General features: G+C 57.2%; 21 protein-coding genes. 15 read left to right on the top strand and 6 right to left on the bottom strand.

Annotated features, from left to right (window positions below):
- Nucleotides 1-87 precede the first annotated feature (87 nt).
- The 5 genes from Q1A74_RS03365 (at nt 88) to Q1A74_RS03385 (ending at nt 4,054) form a co-directional block, all read left to right on the top strand.
- On the top strand, nt 88-591 hold the full coding sequence (locus tag Q1A74_RS03365; RefSeq protein WP_299592372.1) for an Lrp/AsnC ligand binding domain-containing protein: 504 nt from the start codon (nt 88-90) through the stop codon (nt 589-591).
- A gap of 60 nt (nt 592-651) precedes the next feature.
- Nucleotides 652-1,593, top strand: coding sequence for a DMT family transporter (locus Q1A74_RS03370; RefSeq protein ID WP_299592373.1), 942 nt, complete (start codon nt 652-654; stop codon nt 1,591-1,593).
- A gap of 79 nt (nt 1,594-1,672) precedes the next feature.
- On the top strand, nt 1,673-2,830 hold the full coding sequence (locus Q1A74_RS03375) for an acyl-CoA dehydrogenase family protein (RefSeq protein ID WP_299592375.1): 1,158 nt from the start codon (nt 1,673-1,675) through the stop codon (nt 2,828-2,830).
- A gap of 122 nt (nt 2,831-2,952) precedes the next feature.
- Nucleotides 2,953-3,714, top strand: coding sequence for an AzlC family ABC transporter permease (locus Q1A74_RS03380; RefSeq protein WP_299592377.1), 762 nt, complete (start codon nt 2,953-2,955; stop codon nt 3,712-3,714).
- Nucleotides 3,707-4,054: an AzlD domain-containing protein gene (locus tag Q1A74_RS03385; RefSeq protein ID WP_299592379.1), complete on the top strand. Its 348-nt coding sequence runs from the start codon at nt 3,707-3,709 to the stop codon at nt 4,052-4,054. Before Q1A74_RS03380 ends, Q1A74_RS03385 begins: the two co-directional genes overlap by 8 nt.
- Nucleotides 4,055-4,084: 30 nt before the next feature.
- Here the strand turns inward: Q1A74_RS03385 and greB are convergent, their stop codons facing one another.
- Both greB and Q1A74_RS03395 read right to left on the bottom strand, forming a co-directional pair.
- A complete protein-coding gene (gene greB / locus Q1A74_RS03390) occupies nt 4,085-4,597 on the bottom strand; it encodes a transcription elongation factor GreB (protein WP_299592380.1) in 513 nt (170 codons plus the stop codon).
- The gene (locus Q1A74_RS03395) at nt 4,597-6,588 is read right to left on the bottom strand and encodes a S9 family peptidase (RefSeq protein WP_299592382.1); all 1,992 of its coding nucleotides are present in this window, start codon (nt 6,586-6,588) and stop codon (nt 4,597-4,599) included. The genes greB and Q1A74_RS03395 overlap by 1 nt, the downstream gene beginning before the upstream one ends.
- Nucleotides 6,589-6,833: 245 nt before the next feature.
- Here Q1A74_RS03395 and Q1A74_RS03400 point away from each other — a divergent pair, with 245 nt between their 5' ends.
- Together Q1A74_RS03400 and Q1A74_RS03405 are read left to right on the top strand one after the other, a co-directional pair.
- Entirely contained in the window at nt 6,834-8,324 is a 1,491-nt protein-coding gene (locus Q1A74_RS03400; protein WP_299592383.1) for a sodium:alanine symporter family protein, read from the top strand.
- 225 nt (nt 8,325-8,549) lie between these two features.
- Nucleotides 8,550-11,189, top strand: coding sequence for a hypothetical protein (locus tag Q1A74_RS03405; RefSeq protein WP_299592385.1), 2,640 nt, complete (start codon nt 8,550-8,552; stop codon nt 11,187-11,189).
- 44 nt (nt 11,190-11,233) lie between these two features.
- On the opposite strand, the gene yciH is transcribed toward Q1A74_RS03405, so the two are convergent.
- Nucleotides 11,234-11,557, bottom strand: a complete 324-nt coding sequence (gene yciH / locus Q1A74_RS03410) for a stress response translation initiation inhibitor YciH (protein ID WP_299592387.1) — start codon at nt 11,555-11,557, stop codon at nt 11,234-11,236.
- 198 nt (nt 11,558-11,755) lie between these two features.
- Between yciH and Q1A74_RS03415 the strand changes: the two genes are divergently transcribed.
- The 8 genes from Q1A74_RS03415 to Q1A74_RS03450 all read left to right on the top strand — a co-directional run bounded on the left by Q1A74_RS03415 (nt 11,756) and on the right by Q1A74_RS03450 (nt 18,162).
- Entirely contained in the window at nt 11,756-12,589 is an 834-nt protein-coding gene (locus tag Q1A74_RS03415; protein WP_299592389.1) for an ion transporter, read from the top strand.
- 117 nt (nt 12,590-12,706) lie between these two features.
- Complete coding sequence (locus tag Q1A74_RS03420; protein ID WP_299592391.1) at nt 12,707-13,852, top strand: serine hydrolase domain-containing protein; 1,146 nt, start codon at nt 12,707-12,709, stop codon at nt 13,850-13,852.
- A gap of 16 nt (nt 13,853-13,868) precedes the next feature.
- Complete coding sequence (locus Q1A74_RS03425; protein WP_299592393.1) at nt 13,869-14,099, top strand: SlyX family protein; 231 nt, start codon at nt 13,869-13,871, stop codon at nt 14,097-14,099.
- Nucleotides 14,100-14,787: 688 nt separating this feature from the next.
- Entirely contained in the window at nt 14,788-15,438 is a 651-nt protein-coding gene (locus tag Q1A74_RS03430) for an OmpA family protein (protein WP_299592395.1), read from the top strand.
- Between the two features lie 87 nt (nt 15,439-15,525).
- The gene (locus Q1A74_RS03435) at nt 15,526-16,089 is read left to right on the top strand and encodes a hypothetical protein (RefSeq protein ID WP_299592397.1); all 564 of its coding nucleotides are present in this window, start codon (nt 15,526-15,528) and stop codon (nt 16,087-16,089) included.
- Between the two features lie 295 nt (nt 16,090-16,384).
- Nucleotides 16,385-16,846, top strand: coding sequence for a hypothetical protein (locus Q1A74_RS03440; protein ID WP_299592399.1), 462 nt, complete (start codon nt 16,385-16,387; stop codon nt 16,844-16,846).
- A 105-nt stretch (nt 16,847-16,951) separates the two neighbouring features.
- A complete protein-coding gene (locus Q1A74_RS03445; RefSeq protein ID WP_299592401.1) occupies nt 16,952-17,320 on the top strand; it encodes an STAS/SEC14 domain-containing protein in 369 nt (122 codons plus the stop codon).
- Between the two features lie 32 nt (nt 17,321-17,352).
- Entirely contained in the window at nt 17,353-18,162 is an 810-nt protein-coding gene (locus Q1A74_RS03450) for a class I SAM-dependent methyltransferase (protein WP_299592403.1), read from the top strand.
- A 62-nt stretch (nt 18,163-18,224) separates the two neighbouring features.
- On the opposite strand, the gene Q1A74_RS03455 is transcribed toward Q1A74_RS03450, so the two are convergent.
- The 3 genes from Q1A74_RS03455 to cmoA all read right to left on the bottom strand — a co-directional run bounded on the left by Q1A74_RS03455 (nt 18,225) and on the right by cmoA (nt 21,668).
- The gene (locus tag Q1A74_RS03455; protein ID WP_299592405.1) at nt 18,225-19,610 is read right to left on the bottom strand and encodes an L-serine ammonia-lyase; all 1,386 of its coding nucleotides are present in this window, start codon (nt 19,608-19,610) and stop codon (nt 18,225-18,227) included.
- Between the two features lie 330 nt (nt 19,611-19,940).
- Complete coding sequence (gene cmoB / locus Q1A74_RS03460; protein ID WP_299592407.1) at nt 19,941-20,918, bottom strand: tRNA 5-methoxyuridine(34)/uridine 5-oxyacetic acid(34) synthase CmoB; 978 nt, start codon at nt 20,916-20,918, stop codon at nt 19,941-19,943.
- Between the two features lie 9 nt (nt 20,919-20,927).
- Complete coding sequence (gene cmoA, locus Q1A74_RS03465) at nt 20,928-21,668, bottom strand: carboxy-S-adenosyl-L-methionine synthase CmoA (RefSeq protein ID WP_299592408.1); 741 nt, start codon at nt 21,666-21,668, stop codon at nt 20,928-20,930.
- Nucleotides 21,669-21,672 lie beyond the last annotated feature (4 nt).

Here is a 21,672-nt window from a genome sequence, read left to right on the forward strand (position 1 = left end):
AAATGTCCCAGAATTAATCGCCATATTGGAAAGGAGTGTGGTTAAATATAGGGCGTATTTGGTAATTAACCAGTAGGGTGTTTTGTTATGTCTCGGAAGTTGGAAGATCTGGACCGCATTGATCGCCAGATTCTGCGCATTCTGCAGCGCGCTGGCCGTCTGCCTAACGTTGAGCTGGCCCGCCGGGTCAACCTGAGCCCCACCCCCTGTCTCGAGCGTGTGAAGCGTCTCGAGCGAGAAGGGTTTATTCAGGAATATGTGGCACTGCTGGATCCGCTTAAAGTAGACGCGGGCCTTGTGGTGTACATCCAGGTATCCCTGTCGGACACCGCCACAGAGACACTGGAAGCGTTCAACAGCCATGTTTCCGGGCTCGAAGAGGTTCAGGAGTGTCATATGGTGGCCGGTGGTTTCGATTACCTGGTGAAAATCCGTATTAAGGATATGCTCGGTTACCGTCGATTCCTTGGCGAGAAGCTGGCATCCGTTCCGGGTGTGCGTGAAACCCATACCTATGTGGTGATGCAGGAAGTGAAGACCGATACTTCTGTTGCCGTACCGGACCCGGAACCGAAATCCAGCAAGCGTTAATCGCGCAATCGACTGTGGTATCTGAATGCTGTGCCAAATGATCGCTGAGGGTCGAGTCTAGTGGATCGGACGGACTCCCACGCTGCCGTTAGCGCCGCAAATCGCCGTGCGACCATTTTGGCGCTGGCGGCGGTGCTGTGCTGGTCGACGGTAGCCAGTGCGTTCAAGCTGTCTCTGCAGTACCTGACGCCACTTCAGCTGGTGAGTATCGCCTCGGTGGTGTCTGCACTGTTTATGTTCGGTGCCATCTGTTGGCAGGGGCGTACCGCGGAGATCGGCGCGAGCTGGAAGCGAAATTTTCGCTGGTATATCGCGCTCGGTTTCTGCAATCCTTTTCTTTATTACCTTACGTTGTTTCACGCTTACGAACTGCTGCCCGCACAGCAGGCGCAACCGTTGAATTACACCTGGGGTGTTTTGTTGGCGCTGTTGTCAGTGCCTCTACTCAAGCAAAAGTTGCGCCGTCAGGACCTTCTTGCAGGGGTGGTCTGTTACAGCGGGGTGCTGGTGATTGCCACCGGTGGGAATCCCTTTAGCCTGCAATTTGATGCGCCCTGGGGCGTGGTGCTGGCACTACTCAGTACCGTTATCTGGTCCTGTTACTGGCTGCTGAATACCCGCATAGGTGGTAACGCGGCGGTCAATCTGTTTTTGACGTTCTGTTGCGGGCTGCCCTGGCTTGCGGGCGCCATACTCTGGCAGGGCTGGGGCGAGCCATGGCAGTGGCCGCCACTCGCGGGCTGGCTGGGGGCCCTCTATGTTGGCCTGTTCGAGATGGGGATTGCTTTTCTCCTTTGGCAGGCAGCGATGATGAGCTGTGATAATACGGCTCGGATCAGTAATTTCATTTATTTGTCGCCGCCGCTTTCCCTGCTACTGATTGCATTGTTGGTGGGCGAGAAGATAGAAATCGCCACCATTGCCGGTCTCGCGCTGATCCTGCTGGGCGTGGCGATACAGCAGGGGGCGCTGAAGCGGCTTCTGTTTCGGAGATCCCGATAACCTGTATAAAACCAATAACCAATAGCGCGCAAAAGACCCAAAAGGTCTGCGCGGATACGTTGAGCGAGGTGAGAGCACCATGAATTTTGAGCTGAGTGACGAGCAACAGATGATCCAGGAGGCCGCGCGCCAGTTTGCCGAGAGCGAACTGAAGCCCATCGCCGCTGAGCTGGACAAGACGGGCAACCGCCCGCTTTTTTTGCAAAAGCTCAAGGAGCTCGCGGAGCTTGGCTTTATGGGGATCAACATTGACCCCGATTTTGGTGGCACCGGCGCCGGCACCATTGCATTCAGTCTCGCCATCGCGGAAATCGCGCGCGGTTGTGCATCCACTGCCACCACAACGTCGGTTACCAATATGGTGGCGGAAGTGATCCAGGCCATGGGGACAGATGCGCAAAAGAGCTACTTTCTGCCCAAAATTTGCAGCGGCGAATACGCGGCGGGCTCCTTCTGCCTGACGGAACCAAGCTCGGGGTCCGACGCTGCAGCCATGCGCACTCGTGCGCTTAAAGATGGGGACGACTACGTCTTGAACGGCAGCAAGCTGTTTATCAGTAGTGCCGAGTTTGCCGGTGTATTCGTGGTGTGGGCAGTGACGGATTCCTCTGCACCGAAAGGCAAAGGGATTACCTGCTTTCTGGTGGAAGCAGGCACTCCGGGATTGGTGATCGGCAAGGCGGAAGAGAAAATGGGCCAGAAGGCCTCGGTGACTAACGAAGTTTCTTTTGTGGATTGTCGTGTGCCTGCCAGCAATATGCTGGGTGAAGAAAACCGCGGATTCCGTATTGCCGCCGGCGAACTGGCGGGCGGGCGTATCGGCATTGGTTCGCTGGCATTAGGCATTGGTTTTGAGGCTTTGGACTGCGCGCGCAGCTATCTGCAGGAGCGCGAACAGTTTGGCAAGCCGCTGGCCCAGTTCCAGGGGTTGCAGTGGCAACTTGCGGATAAATACACGGAGATGGAAGCGGCGCGTCTGTTGCTACTGCAGGCAGCCTGGCAGAAAGATGCCGGGCTGCCATTTGGCCCCGCCGCTTCCATGGCAAAACTCTACGCATCGGAAAAAGCCAATGAAGCCTGCTTTGTAGCGCTGCAGATGCACGGTGGTGTGGGGTATACACGAGAGTTTCCGCTGGAACGCATGGCGCGCGATGTGCGGATTACCACTATTTATGAGGGCACCAGTGAAATTCAGCGCTTGATCATTGCCCGGCATCTTCTGGAGGGCGTGCGTTAATACGTATTGCCCACCAGGCGTCACCGTCGAAAAAGCCTCAGAAGCCGGTCTCGGTTTCTGGGGCTTTGTGTTTTTGCCCGTCGCCGTTTGTGTTGTCCTACTGAAGTAAAAGGATCTGATTTTTGAGTTTAGATACTGCCCCAACTGCGAACCGTCCCTGGCTGCTGGGTATGCGCGAGGCGATCCCGTTGTTGGGAGGTTATGTCCCGGTGGCGATCTCTTTTGGTCTTATCGCCGTGCAATCTGGCTTCAGCGGCTGGGAGGCAGTGTTGATATCAACCCTGGTGTACGCCGGTGCATCCCAGTTTCTGTTTGTGGCTATGGTTGCGGCCGGCGCACCCTTGTGGTTCGTGGTACTGATGACACTGCTGATCAATGCACGCCATGTAGTGTACGGACCCAATATTGCCCCCTGGTTATCCCAGAGCCGTTGGTGGCCGTGGCTGATGCACGGGCTCACCGATCAGATTTTTGCGCTGTCCCATGTACGTCTGCCACAACTCAGGGCGGAAGACCGTATGGGTTGGTATATCGGTGCTTCTGTAGTGGCCTGGTTTAGCTGGATTGGTGGCACTGCGGTTGGGGCTATTGCCGGCAAGGAGCTGACGCAACGCTGGCCTCTGCTCGGGGAGGTGATGCCATTTGCGTTGCCTGCGCTGTTTCTGGTGTTGTTGGCACCGCGTTTTGCGAACCGGCTGTGGGCGATTACCCTCGGCGCTACGATCGTTGTGGCGTTGCTGCTTGCGGTGTCTGGAATGAAGAACGCGGCCATCCCGATTGCGGCGGCCTGTGGTGCATTGGTGTATTACGGATTGGGTATCCTGTCTGGTAGAAAGGTGTCTCGTGAAAACATGAAACGGGAAGGGGAGTCGCAGAATGGATAGCAAGCTGTGGATTGCCCTGTTGGCAACGACTATCGGAACCTTGTTGATACGCGCACTGCCGCTGCTATGGATGCAGCGCCACCTGGTCCGCAAGCAGGGCAGCAATTCGTTGGACGCCATGCCAACCTGGCTGACCGTGCTCGGGCCTTTGATGATTGCGGCCATGTTTGGTGTGTCGCTGGTGCCGTCGGCTGTGAGTACTGCTGCCTGGTGGGCGACAGGGATTGGTGTGCTGAGTACTTATCTGGTGTGGAAGCGCACAAATTCATTGGGTTGGCCGGTGTTCGCCGGCGTGGCTGTGTACGGCGGCGTCATACTGTTGGCGAATACCGTGCTCTGAGAATACGGTGGCTATGCCACCGTTTTCCGCTTAATCCGTGCTGGGAGTGGGGTAGTTGATCTGGACGATGTAGTAGGTTACCCACTCTTCCATCTGCTGGATTTCAATTTCATCGTCCAGCCGTTTGCCGATCAGTGCGCGTGCCACCGGCGAGTCCATCGAAATCAACCCTTCCTTTACGTTGAATTCATCCGGACCGACGATACGGTATTTCACTTCTTTACCGTTCTCATCTTCCAGTGTCACCCAGGCGCCGAAAAATACTTTCTCGCGGTCATCGGGGGTGCGGTCTACCACGGTGATTTCTTCCAGGCGTTTGGTCAGAAAGCGCACACGACTGTCGATTTCCCGCAACCGCTTTTTGCCGTAAATGTAATCTGCGTTCTCACTGCGGTCGCCAAGTTTTGCCGCGTCACTGACTGCTTGTGTGACTCGCGGGCGCTCCACTTCCCACAGGTGCTTCACTTCAGCGCGCATACGCGCGGCGCCCTCAGGGGTGATATAGCGTGAACCTCGTGGACGCGGTGGTCGCCAGCGGCCCATCAGCGGTTACTTTCCATGTTGTCGCTCAGGTTGGCGATGGAGATACCGGGGCCCGGCTCGGAAAGGGAAAAACCAAATATACGGCTGTAAAATTCCAGTTCGCCATCCAGTGCCATTTTTATGCTGCTGGCAGCGCGGAAGCCGTGGCCTTCGTCTTCAAAGGTAATGTATGACACCGGCACGCCGCGTTGTTGCAGCGCCTTCACCATGGTTTCCGCCTGATTGGGTGGAACTACCTTGTCTTCCATGCCCTGGAAAAAAATCACCGGGCAATTGAGCTGTTCGATGTGATTGATGGGGGATCGCTCTTTATAAATTGACTCCGCTTGCGGCCAGGGGCCGACCAGCTTGTCGAGATATCGAGACTCGAATTTATGGGTGTCCTGGACGAGGGTGGTGAGGTCGCCAATACCGTAGTGGCTGGCACCTGCGGAGAATGTGTCGTGAAAGGTGAGCGCGGCAAGCACGGTGTAGCCGCCGGCACTTCCACCTTTGATCAGCAGTCGATCCGGATCGGCGAGGCCTTGTGCCACCAGATGTTCGGCTCCCGCGCATACATCTTCCACGTCGAGCACTCCCCAGCTGTCTTTCAGTCGGTCCCGGTATTCCCGTCCGTATCCGGTGCTGCCGGAATAATTGACATCAAGAATGGCGAAGCCACGGCTGGTCCAGTATTGCACTTTGAGGTTCAGGCCGGCGGAGGTAGCACCGGTGGGACCGCCGTGCCCGAAAACAATCAGTGGCGGCTTTTCGTCAGGCGCTCCCTGAAAATCAGGGTTGTGCGGTGGATAGTAAAAGCCGTGCACTTCGCGCCCATCCTTTTTAAACGAGATGGGTTTAGCGTGGGAAAACCAATGAGTATCCACCGGAGCGGCACTACTGCTGGCAACGGTGGAAAACGTATCCTGTTTGGCGTCATACATGGAAACACTCGGGAATTCTGCCGGTCCACTGGCGAGAAACAGAGCGCGGTCCTCAGTGCAGCTGATACTCTCGAAATCACAGCCTGTGCGCTCGAGTATTTTGGGTTTCCCAGTGCCCAGGTCGAGCAGCGCCAGCTGCCAGGCCCCGCCCTGAGTAAAGGTACAGAAGATTGTGTCATCGTTGATAAAGCCGTAAGTGGACATGCCGAAAACCCACTGCGGCGTGGCAAACTCGGCCGCTTCTTGCCACAGCGGCGTGTCGCTACCGGCGCGGTAGATGTTCCACCAATTGGTGCGGTCGGAAACATAAAACAACTGTCCGGATGGCGACCACTGTGGTTGGAAAATGGATTCATTACCCCCGCCGGCAATCTGACGGGCTTTGGCGATACGGCCGTTTTCATCCAGTTCTGCGAGCATCAGTTCGGTCGCGTCCCAAGGCATATCCGGGTGGTGCCATTGCAGATAGCAGAGCTGCAGTCCGTCGGGGCTGAGTGTTGGATTGGAATAGAAATCGGCGCCTTCTGCCAACACGGTGATCCGGTATTCACTCTCGGTGCTGGTCAGGTCGATGGCAATCAGGCGGGCAGTGGCTTCGCGGGTTGCGTCGCTCTCATCTTCCTGAACACAGATCAAACGGTTACGCAGCGGGTCGATCTGCAAATCTGCGTAGTGGTAGGGGCCCTCTGGTGTAATGGGCTCGGGAATATCGCCGCCCAGTGGCATGCGATAAAGTCGCTGGTCGGCAGCGAGGACAAAATAGACTGCGCCGTTGTCGATCGCGTACACACCGCCGCCGTACTCATGGGCTTTGGAGCGCACACTGAGAGGTGCCGGGAGTACGTCGCGTTTCATCGACTCTGCATCCTTCAGGTCGCACTCCACAAGTACCGAGCGGCCTTTCTCTGCGGGGCGGGACTCGAGCCAGTAGGCCTTGCCATCAAACTGGCGCGCCTCGCTCAGGCGTACGTTGCCCGCGGTGAGTAGGTCGGCACTGATGGCCGATGGCCAGCTTCCGTAGGGGGCCTGTTGCGCTGCGGCGTTGCGAAATGGGTTGGTGGCGGACAAGCTGATTTCTCCTATCGCGGGATAACTCTCTGGCGAGGTATTGTACGCCGGCAATCCAGTGCGGCAAATTTCCTCAGGTTCTTTGGTAGAGCGTAACGGGGTTCTCATCGGCTGCTAGTCTTTATGGTAGCTGCGCCATTTGGCGCCAGCGGGTTTGGTCAGTGGCAAGGTGCTCCGGAACCGGCTGATCGCGGCGGATCAATACGCTTGAGAGTCGCGGTTGCGAGTTGCGGTGGAGAGACAATATGGAAGGGTTGTTGGAAGGCTTGGGTTCCCTGGTGGGATGGGGCAACAGCCTTACCTGGGGTGGCCTCGGTGGTATCTGGTGGCTGGGGATTCTGATTGCCGCACTTTTGCCCGCCGGGCTCTACTTCACCGTGCGTACCCGTTTTGTCCAGTTCCGCGCCTTCGGCCATATGCTGCGGGTGTTGGCGCGCAGTTTCCGCAAAGAGCACGATGATTCCGTATCCTCGTTTCAGGCATTTGCCACCAGTGCGGCGGCCCGTGTGGGTACCGGTAATATCGCCGGCGTGGCGGTTGCCATCACGGCCGGTGGCCCGGGCGCAATATTCTGGATGTGGGTGGTGGCGATGGTGGGGATGGCCACCAGCCTGATCGAGAACACTCTGGCACAGGTTTTTAAAGAGCAGGGTGAGACGGCCGGAACCTTCCGCGGCGGTCCCGCGTACTACATTGATAAGGGGTTGGGGCGGCGCTGGAAATGGCTGTCGATACTGTTCTCTATTTTTCTCATCATCTGTTTCGGCTTTTTCTTCAATGCGGTGCAGGCGAATGCGATGTCCGAAGCCATTCATGCGGCCTGGGGCATCAATCCGCTGCTGGTGGGAGTGCTGATTGCGGTGCTCGCGGGGAGCATTGTTTTCGGTGGGATAAAGTCCATCGGTAAATTTGCCGGCATCGTGGTGCCGATTATGGCGCTGTGTTATCTCGCCATCGCGTTTGTGGTCATCCTCGTCAATCTGGGGCGTATTCCGGAAGTATTCGGACTGATTTTCGGCAGCGCTTTCGGTATGCAGGAAGCGGGCGCCGGGGCGTTTGGGGCGGTAGTGGCGAACGGGATCAAACGTGGACTGTTTTCCAACGAAGCGGGTATGGGCTCCTCTCCGAACGTGGGCGCAGCAGCGGACGTGAAACACCCGGTAGTCCAAGGTTATGTACAGATGGCATCGGTGTTCCTGGATACCATGATGATCTGTAGCGCAACTGCAGCCATCATATTGTTGAGTGGAGTGGATCTGGGGGGGGCAGTGGAAGGGGTCACGCTTACCCAGTCGGCTCTGGCGAGCGAGCTGGGTAGCTGGGGCAGCAGTTTTATCGCGGTGGCACTGATCTTCTTTGCGTTCACTTCCATCATCGCCAATTACTATTACGCGGAAACCAATATTTTTTATCTCTGGCATACGCGGTTGTCGATTAGCTGCTATCGCATTCTCTACATCGTATTCATTCTGTTTGGTGCTTGGGTCGCGGCCAGTGGTAGTTCGGATAATTTCAGGCTGCTGTGGAATATGGCGGATATGTCTATGGGCTTTATGGCCTCGGCAAACCTGCTGGCGATTGTCTTGCTCTCGGGGGTAGCGTTTAAAGTGTTCGCAGACTACGAGGCCCAGCGGGCTCGAGGAGTCGACGAGCCGGTGTTTGATGCTCGCAACCACGATATTCGGGGTATAGAAACAGATGTATGGGGTGGTGGCCCGCAAACACCCGGCGAGTAAAAATGACCGATAGTCGTGGAATAGGACAAATTGAGCAGAGGGAGTGAGACACCGTTCCCTCAGCCACTGTGAAGCCCGTGGTAAACCCGAAAAGCCCTCGCAGCTAGCAGATTCCCTGAGAACCAGTGCGCAATCAGGTGCTCCGGAATCTTTTACTCTCTCGTCGCACGGCAATGAATGGCCGTCAGAGTAGGGGAGGTTAAAAGGGAGCTTTGGGGGCCAAACATGTCAGTGCAGCAAAAGTTTCAGATTGTTTCTGCGGGTAAAGTATTACGGTCCAAGAACCCGGCAGAGGTTCTGGCGCAAATGTCCAGCGCCTTTTCCATTCCAACACAGCAGGCGCGCAAACTGTTCGTGAAAGGCTGGGTGATCAAAGATGAGCTGTCGTCAGGGCAGGTCGTTCAATACCGCACGCAATTACATCAGATCGGCCTGAAAATCGAAGTGCATCCCGCGGGCAAATTCGATAACCGCGCAATTCTGGCGCGCATGCAATTTGCCCAAAAGCGCAAAGTCCGCGCGCCTTCCGCTCAACCGGCCAATGTGCGGGAAGAGAAAGTTCGAACACCTGTTGATCGCCAGGCCAACGTAGAGGTGAACCTAGCATCGAACCTGGCACCGAACCCACAGGCAAATGGTAATGGTGTAGCAGCCCTTAAGAAGCGCCCGCCAGAGAAGATCCCACCGAAGGAACCCTCCGCTCGTGACCAAGCCGAATCGTCGGCCCGTAAGCAACTGGAGGCGCTGTTTTGTCAGGGTGAAACGCACCGGCTCGAGTCGGATGCGCAACCCCTGGGGCTACTTCCGGCGCTGGCTAGTGCGGCGCTTGTGCCTGTACTCTTTGCCGGTGCCTTGGTTCTCATTCTGATTGCGCTCGGTGGCGCACTCTGGTCGGTGCCTGCCGCGATTTTGGCGGGGACGTTTGGTGCCGGGGTTGTGGCTGGCGCAGCCGCAAAGTTGCTGTTGATCGCACTGATCGGCTGTGTGTTTTTTTTCCCGTATATATCTGCCGGAAACCTGTCGTCTTTCGATGATGCGGGCCGTATCCGTTTGCGTAAGCAGGATGCGCCGGGTTTGTTTCTGCTGCTGGAAGTGCTCGAAGCCAAAACCGGGTTGAGCATCGCCGGCAAACTTGCAGGTCCGAAAAACCTGACCGCGGCCAAGCAGGCCCGCGGTACTCTGGTTGAGGTGACATCGGGAGCCGAAGTTGTCGTCGAGAAATCGGCAGCAGGGCAGCTCACGCTTTCCCTGGGGTTGGGTGCCATTGCCGGGCTGAACGGCGGAGAGGTATTGGCCCTGGCGGCTCGTGCCATGTCCTACCATCAGGGCCCATTGGTGCGCATCGCCATGTACTGCTCGCTGGTGACTGCGCAGAAACTGCAGGCCATGCAGGATGCCTTGGAGAGTGAGAAAACCCTGTTGAATACTGCCGGGGAGCCTGCGGCACTGCTGAAACCGTTTCATAAAGTACTCGCGGCATGTGGCCTGGTATTGGTTCCTGTGATCGAGCGGCTGCAAGGTCTGCATCGCGCCACCAGTGGCGCGCTGGCTCGGCGGCTGGAAAAGCGGGCCGATGCCGTGGCAGCGCAAATGATCGGTAGCGACGTATTCGCTTCCTTTTCTGAACGCTGGAATCACCTGGTGCATGCGGGTCTGGTGTGCGGCGAGATCAATCGCGAAGCGCAGCTGACTGGCCGCTGCCTGAGGGATTTCCCGCGGGCGGTGCTCTGGCTTTACCAGAATCTGGACGAAGTCACCCGCAACAGTATCGAACTGTCGATGGGGGAAGATACCGATTGTTGGAGCCAGACTGAACCCGCTGGCCACGAACGGATTGCCGAAGTCGAAGATAGGCAAATTCCTGCGCTATTGCAGAGACAGGACTTCTCGGTTCAGAAACTGTTCGCCGATTTTGACGAGCTGTGTGTCAGCGTCAGCCGGCAGGGCGCCGACGAAACCTGTCGCGCAGTGGAAAACCAACAACTTCTGACCGCAAGCAAGGAAGTGGAGGCGGCACAGCGTGTACTGTCTGAGTATTTCAATCGGGCCATTCCGCGGGACTTCCTGTCCCTGCGCGGGCCGGAGAATGCAGAACTGGCGGGGCTGGGTTTGCAGGAAACCATCGACTGGCTGCGCACCCGGCTGATCGAGCTGCAGGAGCAGGAGCAGCGCCTGGCACAGTTGCAGCTGCGCGGTGCACGCATCCAGTTGGGAGCCGCTTTGGTCCGTGCCAATGTCCGGGTCGATCCACGCAGTTACGACCTTAGTGGCACCACGCCATCCGCGGCGGAAGCATCGCGCAAGGATAATCGTGCGCGCGTCCAGGAGTGTATGCAGCAGCGCCAGCAGTTACACAAGATGTTTTTCCAGCGAGTGAAAGGTGCCATGGCGACCATGCCTAGCGCTGATCGCGGTGCTGCCAGTGGCACACTGGAACAGTTAAAGGGATTTGAGGGCTTGCGCGAATCCGTGGGCAGCCTGAATGGCTGCGGGGATCTGGTGAGTGAGATGATTGAGCGAATCCCGTCTGCCGATGTGCCTGTGGCTCTGGTGCAAAAGTATGCGCAGCTGGCGGTTCAGCAGATTCGTCAGGTATACCAGTTGGCAGTAAAGCAGCCCGGCCTATTGCCACAGGCGCTTCTCGAAAAGCTGGAAGCCTGTGGCGCAGGCGCTGGGGAAATCCCGCCTTCGAGTCGAAGTGGCGATCTAGTGGGCGCGCTGCAGGGGCTGGAGTTGCGGTGTAAAAATGCCAGTGCGGTTGTATTTGAGGGTTACCAGAACCATCTGGCCCGTTTGCTGGGGCTGTGCCTGGCGGAAGAGGCGCGGCGGAAGGTGAAGCCGTTGCGCCTTGTCGGAACGGTATAAATCCACTTTGGGGCTCTATACCCCTCGGCATCCACGGCCGGGGGTCAGCCTCCGGCCAGTTTTACCTTGTAGCTTTTCGCTTCGAGCACCGCTTTGATTTCTTCTCGTTTGTCGCCCTGGATTTCGATAACGCCATCCTTCAGGGCGCCGCCACAGCCGCAGCGCTTTTTAAGTTCTGCCAACAGCAACTTCAGCTCCCCATCGGTACCATCCACACCCCTCACGCAAGTCACGCCTTTGCCTTTGCGCCCTTTGGTTTCCCGCTGAATGCGGACAATACCGTCGCCCTGATGGCGCGTCTCTGCGGCGGGGGTGTCTTTTACGCGGCCGCGGTCGGTGGAATAGACGAGTCTGTTTTTGTCGCTCATGCTGATACTTTGTGTTGATTACCGGGTTGAACTTGCGGCGCAAGGATAGCCGATGGCGACGGCCATGATAAAGGCCGCGACTGACGGGGTTGCCGGAAGTAGCGCCGGGGTTGAAGGAAACTCCCGGTTGTCGGCTAGAATAACGGTGTTTTCTCCCGACGAGCTTCGATAGCTCTATTACAGCAAGGAATGGACTGAATGGCCCTGACAGGTGCCCGCAAGTGGCTGAATGAAGTAATTTTTGGCACGGATACGCCAGCGGGCAAATATTTCGATGTAGTCCTTATCTGGACCATTCTGCTCAGTGTCGCGCTGGTTTTGCTGGCATCGGTAGAGAACTGGTGGGTGCGCTACGGGGATATCTTCTACACGTTGGAATGGTTTTTTACCGCTTTGTTCACTGTGGAATATCTGACTCGCGTGTACTGTGCGAAAGATCGCCGCTCCTACATCTTCAGTTTTTATGGGGTAGTGGATCTGCTGGCGATACTGCCCAGTTACCTGGCGCTCATCTTTACCGGGGCCACCTACCTGATGGTCATTCGCCTGCTGCGGGTATTGCGGATCTTCCGCATCCTCAAGCTGGTGCGCTACCTCAGTGACGCCAATCTGCTGGTCCGCTCTCTGTGGCAAGCGCGTCGGCGTATTCTGGTGTTCTACGCCAGCGTGCTGGTGATCTGCATCATCTTTGGCAGCATCATGTTTATCGTTGAGGGGCCCAAACACGGGTTCACCAGCATCCCCAAAAGCATCTACTGGACCATTGTCACCATCACCACCGTGGGGTACGGCGATATCACGCCGCACACCCCCCTTGGGCAGGCGATTGCTTCCATGACCATGCTGATCGGCTATTCCATTATCGCTGTGCCCACCGGGATCGTCACCGCCGAGCTGGCCCATGAGCTGGGCCGTGAAAAGCAGCTGGCCCGTTGCCATAATTGTGGGCGGGCAGGGCACGATGCGGATTCTGAGTTCTGCAAACACTGCGGCTACAAGCTGGAAGATTTTGAGCCGGTTACCGAAGATTGATCGGCCTTCGTCTTAACATCCCCGCGGCTTATCGGCTATCCTTGCGCCCCATTCGACCCTCCGCCAGCGGCGGAGACTGTCTCGCACAACGTTCACACTGACCGGTAGCTGACCCCAATGGATATTCAGGGATATTGCGCCCCGGGCTTTGAAGCCCTCTACGATGCATTTGCCACCAATTTTCGCGATCACGGCGATGTGGGGGCGTCTTTCTGTGCGATCCACCAGGGTGAGGAAGTCGCCTCCCTGTGGGCGGGCAACGCCGATCGCCACGGGGAGCGCGCATTCGAGGAAGACACCCTCGCCAATGTGTTCTCTTCTTCCAAGGGTGTTCTTGCGCTGATCGCGCTTCAGCAGGTGGCAGCGGGCAAGCTGGATCTGGATCTGCCGGTGGCCCATTACTGGCCTGAATTTGCCGAGGCAGGCAAGGCGGCCATCACGGGTCGCCAGCTGTTATGCCACCGTGCCGGCGTTATCGCCTTCCGCGAGCGGGTGGCAGACGATCTGATTTATGATTGGGCGCGCGCATTGGAGCAGGTTGCCGGTACCGAGCCTTGGTGGGAGCCGGGTTCGCAGCAGGGCTACGCGCCTTTCCTCCACGGCTGGACCCTGGGTGGGCTGATCGAAAAGGCCAGCGGCCAACCGCTGATGTCCCTGTATCGCAATGGCATTGCGGATCCGCTCGGGTTGGACGGCGGCTTCGGCGCAGTGGGGCACCGCTCCACAGAAATCGCCGATGTCGGTCCTCTGAAAAAACCGCTGCCAGAATTGCGCGATAACGCCATCGGCCGCTCCATCAAGGAAGACCGGCAGGGGCCGGTTGCCACCGCCTTTACTAACCCGGTTTCTCTGATGATGGGAACCAATGGTGACCAGTGGCGCAACGCGCTGATTCCTGCCGCCAACGGTCACTTCAGTGCACGTGATCTCGCCGCAGTATACGGTGACCTGGCCAGCGATGACCCACAGCTGTTGCCGGAGGCGTTATTGCGTGAAGCCACTACTGAGCAGAGCCGTGGGCAGGATGTGATTTTGCAGGCTGAGGTGGCTTTTGCTTGCGGTTTTCTGAAATCGTCGCCGGCGGAAGATCTGCACTTTGGCAGTAAAGCCGGGTTTGGCCACCCGGGCGCCGGCGGTAGCGTTGGCTTTGCCGACCCGGAGGCCGAAGTAGGGTTCGGTTATGTAACGTCCCGTATGGGGCAGAGCCTGTTTATGGATCAGCGCGCGGTTGGTCTGAAAAATTGCCTGTACAGCCTGTTGTGAGCGGTGGAGAAAATCGATGAGTAATGAAGATCAACAGCAATTGGCAGCGCGGGTGGACGAACTGGAAACCCGGTTGTCTTTTCAGGAAGACACCCTGGGACAATTGAACGATGTGATTACGGCCCAGGATGCACAGATTCGCGCCTTGGTAGGGCGGGTCAAAGAAATGACAGAAAAATACCAGGACCTGTCGTTTGAAGTACAAAAGGGCGATAAGCCCGGTGACGAGAAGCCCCCGCACTATTGATTGTCATATCCACCGCATACACTGTCAGCCCTGCGCGTATTTCTACTCCAGTTACTGGAAATTTCCAGATTTTCGTTTTTTCACTGCCCCTCAACTCTTGACAAGTTTTTTTCCACATGCCGGGGCGGTCGGTGTGTATATCGTGCTGTGGGTTACTAACTGGTACGTAAAAGTCAAAATGTTTTGTAAGTTTTTGATTTTAAAGGCAAAAAAATAGCGGGCCAAAAAGTGCGCAAATCGCTGGGGGCAAGGGTTTGCGCGGCTTGGCGTGTACTTATAGGGATTCATGCACAAAGTTATCCACAGATATTGTGGAAGAGTGAATTACACCCAGGCACACCGTCATTGGCGAGAGGATTTCGGTTTGGCTTCAGGATTATCCCGGCAAAGGATTTTCGAATCGTTTCCGAAAGCCCTCTCGCAAAAATGGGTTAGAACGGGCAAATGCCAGCAGTGGCTGGCGATTTTTTGCAGAAGTCGGATTCACTGAATAGAAAACAGGCGGAGAATGTAAACGGCGTCAAATTTGGGAAATCGGCGGTAGACCTGTAGGGACTTTACGCATAGTCTTCCTCGCCATGGCGCGTACGGTTCAGCTTCCAGTCAGCTACTGAAAGCGATACTGCACGCAATCGCCGATTTTCCCTTGTTAGCACAAGCATTCGTAAAAGCATTAGGAGAAGCTTCAATGAAAAAATGGGTAGCAATTCTTGCCCTTGGCTCACTGGTTGGTTGTACCACTCTGGATCCTTACACCCAGGAAAGTAAAACCAGTAATGCGGCTAAAGGTGCCGGTGCTGGCGCTGTTGCCGGTGCCATTATTGGTGCGGCCACCGCCAGCAAGAGCGATCGCAAGAAGGGTGCCATCACCGGCGCACTGGGTGGCGCAGCCATCGGTGGCGGCGTGGGCTACTACATGGATCGTCAGGAAATGGCCTTGCGCCAGCGCCTTGAAGGCAGTGGTGTACGGGTTCAGCGTGAGGGCGACAATATTCGCCTGATCATGCCGGGCAACATCACCTTCGCCACCAATCGCTATGAAATTCGCAACGACTTTTACGACACCCTGGACTCTGTTGTTCTGGTGTTGAACGAGTTCGACAAAACCGCGATTCGCGTGAGCGGCCACACCGATAGCACTGGTTCCGACGTCACTAACCAGAACCTGAGTGAGCGTCGTGCCGAGTCTGTCGCTGGCTTCTTCACTACCCGCGGTGTTGCCGCCGGTCGTGTACAGGCAGTGGGTTACGGTGAGCGTTACCCGATTGCCGGCAATGACTCCGACGCCGGTCGCCAGGCCAACCGTCGCGTAGAGCTGGAATTACTTCCGCTCCAGTAGCAAGATAAGAGGGCGCTTCGGCGCCCTTTTTAGTGGCCGTAGAGTTAGTGGCCGCAAAATCTCAACGCGAGTGAGGCGAGGATGGTTATGGCAGGGATGTCTTTTCATGGTCCGGGCCTGGATCCTGCCAGGTTCGCGTTGCACAGTTTCCTGCTGCTGGCTCTTCACCTGTTTCCCGGCGCGCTTTCGTTCGCAGCGCAAGCCACTACAGAACCTGCCGCCGCGATGGCGCGCGAGCAAATTGCTCCCTCCACACGTATCAATTCTCCGTCTGAGCCGACTCCCAACGACAAGGTGGACGCGGCGGTATACGAGCGTATCCACAATGCGGAGCTGGTAGCCCGGGTAAAGATTACCGGTGTACACCGTATGGTTGATCGCGCACTTTCCGAACCTGGAATGGTGGCCATCCTCGGTTATGTCTATTCCGGGGTGACACAGGAGGTGTGGAAGGGGGTGCCCAGCAAGCTGGTCGCCTTCCACCTAGCATTGGGCGACTGTGACCGAAAGCTGCAGCGTGGCGGGCAGTACGTGATTTTCGCACAGACCGATCCCCAGGGGCGGCTACAGCTCTCGGGCTGTGAAGCGGCGGTTGAAGAGGCCGACGCCACCGGGCTACTGGCGCAACTGGAGCGCTACTATCACGGGTAATGCGTTCGCTTAGATGCCCGCTGAATATGTCCCGATTTTTTTATAATCATAAAGACTTGAATACTGGAACATTGTTCCTTGAAGTGTGCCGATTGAAGATTATTCTTATCAGTATTGGCGTCGACTTCTTCTCTGAAGTGATTTTTTGTGAAGTGGGCTGTGGCGCCAACCGGTAACGACAGGGCACATTGCCGGTTGAACCGGATAGCGGATTATCAGGCTATCCCGGCGCAATCGAATCGGTTGTTCTCATCGTTCTGAACTTCTCTAACGCTGACCAGGGGTCATTGGGTATATGAAGAAACTACTACTGCCACTGATTATTCTGCTGTTGATCATCGGTTATTTCATGGCGCAGAAATCCGACGACCATGTCGGAGATGCCTACGACAATATGGAAAAACCCGCCTCCGAAAGCACCACACCGGGTGGTGATTCCACCATGCCGGATTCATCCACGCCACCGGATATGGACTCAGACCCCACCATGCCCCAGGAGAGCGATGACGTCGCTCCCACCACGGAAGACCCGCAGTCTTCCGATAGCGGCCTGCTGGACGATACTAAAGAGGCTGCCCGTGACGCTGGCGACGCGGTGAAAGATGCCGCTGAGGACACCGGTGACGTGCTCAAAGACGCGGCAGACGATGCTGGTGACGCCCTGAAAGATGCCGGCGATGCCACCAAAGACGCCGCGGACGATGCCATGGACAAACTGCGTGGCGACAAAGACAAGTCGAAAGACGAGCCTCAGTAATGGTTGATTGATCAACTGACAATCGCCCGGAAAAAGGCTGCGACTGGTTCGCGGCCTTTTTCTTTTCTACGCTCTTTATATGTAGTTACGAATTTGTGTCAGGCCATGATCGAGCACTGTTGGCATCACGACCACGATATTCTTGAGATCCGCCCGGTGGCGGACCTCAGGCCCGCGGAGTTTCGCGCGTTAGCCGCGCAGGTGGACCCGGTAATCTGCCAGCACGGTTACCTGCAGGGCTTGTTGATCGACGCTCGCCACTACCTGGGTTGGCAGAATTTTGCCGCACAGGTCCCCAATTGTGTGTTTACCCGCAATCAGCACCGGCACCTGCATCGCATCGCGGTTTTGTCGGATAACACCCTATTGGGGTTTATGCCGCAGCTGCTGAATCACTTCGTCGCCGCGGAAGTCCGCCCCTTTGCCTCCAGTGACGAAGCGTTGGCACTGGAATGGTTGAGCCATCCCGGTTAAATTCCCCGCTTTCAGCGACGGATTTTCTCTCCATGCCTTCCACCATGCAGCTGGCAGTTACTGCTGCAGCACCTGAATTTCTGCCTCCGGCCGACGCTCTGGCACAGCAGCTGGGCTTGCCCTGTTTGGGTGTGTCTGACGAAAAGTGGATCGACGACCTGCCTTTCGTTCTCAAGTACGGCGCGCGTCTTCAGCTCTGTGCCACTGGGCGCAAGGCACCGGGGCCGGTGGAAGTGGATTTTGTGGCGGGCGCTGTGGCGCACCGGCGCAAGTTCGGCGGTGGTAAGGGGCAGCAGATTGCCAAGGCGGTTGGTGTGCGCAGCGGTTTTTACCCGCTGGTGCTTGATGCAACAGCGGGGCTGGGGCGAGACGCCTTCGTGCTGGCGTCGCTCGGCTGTGAGGTGCGTATGCTGGAAAGGAACCCGGTAGTTTACGCGTTACTGGAAGACGGTGTCAGGCGACTGTACGAGGCCGCGCACGCTGATCCTGAGCTGGCTTCTATCGCCGCACGCCTGCAGCTGGAACCGAGGGTGACGAGTGCGGCCGGTTGGCTGGCGGAGCAGAGTGCGGAGTCGATCCCGGTGATCTATCTGGATCCGATGTTCCCGAGCCGGGACAAGAGCGCCAAGGTGAAAAAAGAGATGGTGGCGTTTCATCAGGTTGTCGGTAGCGATGAAGACGCCGACAGCTTGCTGGCACCTGCGCTGGCGGCCTGTTACTACCGCACCGTGGTCAAGCGCCCACGGCTGGCGCCCGACTTGGACGAGGAGAAGCCAAGCCTGCGCTTTGAGGGAAAATCCGGTCGCTTTGATGTGTATACCCGGCACGGTGTACCGGGTTGAGAGTACCGGGCCGAGAGTACCGGGCTGAGGGTGTCAGGTTAAAAGCACCGGGCTCGCGCTGATCAGCAATTCACAGCATTCACTGCCAATCCACCCAGTGACGTTTCCTTGTATTTACTCTGCATGTCAATCCCCGTCTGGCGCATGGTTTCGATCACGCTGTCCAGGGGGACGATATGCGCGCCGGTGCCGCGCAGGGCGAGGCGCGCGGCATTGATGGCTTTCACCGCGCCCATGGTATTGCGCTCGATACAGGGCACCTGTACCAGGCCGCCAATAGGGTCGCAGGTAAGGCCAAGATTGTGTTCCATGCCGATCTCTGCGGCATTTTCGATCTGCTGATTGGTGCCGCCCTGTACGGCTGCGAGCCCCGCAGAGGCCATCGAGCAGGCAACGCCAATCTCGCCCTGGCAGCCCACTTCCGCAGCAGAAATCGAGGCATTCTTTTTGAACAGCATACCGATGGCGCCAGCGGTGAGCATGAATTCCACCACCTGATTCTTGAGGTCGCCGTGCTCTTCGGGGTCGTGCACAAACTCCACGTAATAGGCGATGGTGGCCGGGATTACCCCGGCGGCGCCATTGGTGGGCGCCGTGACAATCCGTCCGCGCGCAGCATTTTCTTCGTTGACCGCCAGCGCAAACAGGCTGACCCAGTCGAGAATCGACAGGCCTTTGCAGCGCTCTTCATCGGTTTGTTTGGACAATTCCCGGTAGTGCTCTTCGGCCCGGCGTCGTACACCGAGGCCGCCCGGTAATACGCCACTTTGATGGCAGCCGCGCTGAATGGACGCGTCCATCACTTCCCAGATCTTCCACAGCTGGTCACGGACTTCCTGTTCGCTGCGGAAGGCCTTTTCATTTTCCATCGCCAGCTCGGCAATGGTCCAGCCATGCTTGTCGCACAGTGACATCAATTCTTCCGCGGAGCTGAAATCGTACGGGAGCAGGGTGGCGATCTGTTCGCGGTTTTGGAAGTCTTCTTCCGACAGTACAAAGCCGCCGCCAATGGAGAAATAGCTGCGTTCAAATACGCACTCTCCTTCGGCAAACGCTTTGCAGGTCATGCCGTTGGAGTGCTGGGGGAGGAATTCTTCCTTGTGGAACAGCAGGTCGCGCTCGCGCTCGAAATGAATGGCGCGCACGCCATTGAGAATCAGCTGCTGGTGCTTCTCGATGCCGGCAAGCCGGCCTTCGATGGCGTCTACATCGATGGTATCGGGCGCTTCACCCTCAAGCCCCATCAGTACGGCCATGTCGGTACCGTGGCCGATTCCGGTCAGTGCCAGTGAGCCGTATAGATGTACTTCAACTCGCTCGGTCTTGTTCAGCGCTCCCTGTTGTTCCAGGTCGCAGACAAACTGGCGCGCTGCCACCATGGGCCCCACGGTATGGGAGCTGGACGGGCCGACGCCGATTTTGAACAGTTCGAAAACACTGATGCTCATGGGTTTCCTGGGGTTTCTCGCCATTGCGCCGGTGGCAGATAAAGCGCCACCGGTCATCGTTATAAGTGTAGTTATCCCGCTGGAGCGCCCACCGGAAAAGGCGGTGGGCAAGCGGCGGCGTACACGTTCGCCGAAGGCGATTTTGAGCGCAATATAGGGGGTGGAAATCGAGATTTTATTTGGTGATTCCCTTTCGCTGTGCAACAAACGACTAGCTTGAAGCCTGTTGGCGCAGGGAATTTTGCGAACCAGATCGAAAAGTTGGTCGCGGAGGTGATTCGGGGGGCTGAGGGGGTACTACTAACTAAAGGGTACCGAGTGCCCCCCGGTTCAGGGCGCTGTTGCGGTGAGGGTGGCGCGCAAAGGGGCGGGGTGGCCCTCGATGGTTTTGCTGTGGTCTGCGGGGTCGAGAAAGTCTGCCAGGGACTCGAAACGCATCCAGTCGGTGCTGCGTTGCTCTTCCAGGGTGGTGCGATCCAGATCGACGGTTTTTACATCGGTAAAACCGACTTTGCGCAACCAGCTCTCCAGTGTTGCGGTGCTGGGGAAAAACCACACGTTGCGCATCTTTGCATAACGGCCTTCCGGCACCAGGCATTCTCCCAGCTTGCCATCGATCACCAGGGTTTCCAGTAACAGCTGGCCGCCTGGGCGCAGCGTTTCCCGGAGCTCGCGCAGGTGGTCCAGCGGCGAGCGGCGGTGGTACAGCACACCCATGGAGAGGGTGGTATCGAAGGCGCGCAGGCTTTCCGGCAGCGCTTCGATACCTAGCGGGAGAACGTCTACCGGCTTGTCGAGGCCGAGGTATTTTTTCAGAGCGTAAAACTGGGCAACAAATTTTGCCGATGGGTCGATGCCAATTACCCGGCGTGCGCCGGCGCCGTACTGCCGCCAGCAGTGGTAGCCGCTACCGCAGCCCACATCCAGTACCAGCCGGTTGCTGAGGTCGTCCAGGTGTGGCGCAACACGGTCCCACTTCCAGTCGGAGCGCCATTCCGTGTCGATAAACGTATCAAATACCGTCCACGGGCCTTTGCGCCAGGGGTGGAGATTCTGCAACTGGCTTTCCAGTTGTGCGGTCTGATCCGGGGTGATGTCATCGGCACTGCCGATGCGCACTTCACTTCCTATCTCGATGGAGGATGGGGTGATATCTGGCAGAGACTTCAGCACTGACTCCCAATCGGGCAGGTCGCCCCAGCGTGCCGGGCTGAGCCCGTCGGCAATCTGTTGTGGCAGGGTGGCAAGCCAGGTGCGCAATTCGGGAATATGCTGCAGGCCAGCATAGAGCGGGGTGTAGTCGATCATCGGTTCCGGTCACTCGTCTCGCTGTTTAATGGCAATCAGTGAGGCGAAGTTGAAGCACTGGAACCAGACATCGACACTGTGAAAGCCGACGTTTTTCAGGCGTGTGCGGTGGTCGAACAGCGTTTCTGGTACCAGCACGTTTTCCAGTGCGCTGCGCTTCTGGGCAATTTCCAGAGCACTGTAGCCATTCGCAGCCTTGAATGAGTGGTGCAGATCGATCATCAGTTCCTGGTGATCGTGATCGGAGAAGGCGACCTTTTCCGAAAGAATGAGCACACCGCCAGGCCGCAGGCCATCGTAGATTTTCTGCAGTATCGCTTCCCGTTTTTCGGTGGGAATAAACTGCAGGGTGAAATTCAACACCACCACGGAGGCGTTTTCGATAGCGACGTTTTCCAGGTCATCACACACCAGCTGCACCGGGATCTGGCCGCTGTCGGCCGCCAGAACAGTACGCGCGCGCTCAATCATTGCCTGGGAGTTGTCTACGGCGATGATTTCGCAATCTGCTGCCGGTATCCGGTGACGCATCGCCAGCGTGGCGGCACACAGGGAACTGCCCAGATCGTAACAGCGACTGCCGGCCTGGGCGTAGCGCTCCGCCAGGGTGCCGATCATGGCCACAATAGTGGTGTAGCCCGGCACCGAGCGCTGGATCATATCTGGAAAGACTTCCACAACCGACTGGTCAAAGCTGAAGCCGGCCACTTCACCCAGAGGGCTGGAAAAAATATCGTCTTTCTTGTTCACTGGG

The sequence above is a fragment of the uncultured Microbulbifer sp. genome (assembly GCF_947504145.1).
In the GTDB taxonomy this organism is placed as follows: domain Bacteria; phylum Pseudomonadota; class Gammaproteobacteria; order Pseudomonadales; family Cellvibrionaceae; genus Microbulbifer.

Coding starts and splice junctions, on each gene's coding strand:
- Q1A74_RS03445 (WP_299592401.1), top strand. CDS start 16,952: ATGATCGAGCACTGTTGGCATCACGACCACGATATTCTTGAGATCCGC.
- cmoB (WP_299592407.1), bottom strand. CDS start 20,918: ATGATCGACTACACCCCGCTCTATGCTGGCCTGCAGCATATTCCCGAA.
- Q1A74_RS03420 (WP_299592391.1), top strand. CDS start 12,707: ATGGATATTCAGGGATATTGCGCCCCGGGCTTTGAAGCCCTCTACGAT.
- Q1A74_RS03415 (WP_299592389.1), top strand. CDS start 11,756: ATGGCCCTGACAGGTGCCCGCAAGTGGCTGAATGAAGTAATTTTTGGC.
- greB (WP_299592380.1), bottom strand. CDS start 4,597: ATGGGCCGCTGGCGACCACCGCGTCCACGAGGTTCACGCTATATCACC.
- Q1A74_RS03400 (WP_299592383.1), top strand. CDS start 6,834: ATGGAAGGGTTGTTGGAAGGCTTGGGTTCCCTGGTGGGATGGGGCAAC.
- yciH (WP_299592387.1), bottom strand. CDS start 11,557: ATGAGCGACAAAAACAGACTCGTCTATTCCACCGACCGCGGCCGCGTA.
- Q1A74_RS03365 (WP_299592372.1), top strand. CDS start 88: ATGTCTCGGAAGTTGGAAGATCTGGACCGCATTGATCGCCAGATTCTG.
- Q1A74_RS03440 (WP_299592399.1), top strand. CDS start 16,385: ATGAAGAAACTACTACTGCCACTGATTATTCTGCTGTTGATCATCGGT.
- Q1A74_RS03375 (WP_299592375.1), top strand. CDS start 1,673: ATGAATTTTGAGCTGAGTGACGAGCAACAGATGATCCAGGAGGCCGCG.
- Q1A74_RS03385 (WP_299592379.1), top strand. CDS start 3,707: ATGGATAGCAAGCTGTGGATTGCCCTGTTGGCAACGACTATCGGAACC.
- Q1A74_RS03430 (WP_299592395.1), top strand. CDS start 14,788: ATGAAAAAATGGGTAGCAATTCTTGCCCTTGGCTCACTGGTTGGTTGT.
- Q1A74_RS03435 (WP_299592397.1), top strand. CDS start 15,526: ATGGCAGGGATGTCTTTTCATGGTCCGGGCCTGGATCCTGCCAGGTTC.
- Q1A74_RS03455 (WP_299592405.1), bottom strand. CDS start 19,610: ATGAGCATCAGTGTTTTCGAACTGTTCAAAATCGGCGTCGGCCCGTCC.
- Q1A74_RS03425 (WP_299592393.1), top strand. CDS start 13,869: ATGAGTAATGAAGATCAACAGCAATTGGCAGCGCGGGTGGACGAACTG.
- Q1A74_RS03405 (WP_299592385.1), top strand. CDS start 8,550: ATGTCAGTGCAGCAAAAGTTTCAGATTGTTTCTGCGGGTAAAGTATTA.
- Q1A74_RS03450 (WP_299592403.1), top strand. CDS start 17,353: ATGCCTTCCACCATGCAGCTGGCAGTTACTGCTGCAGCACCTGAATTT.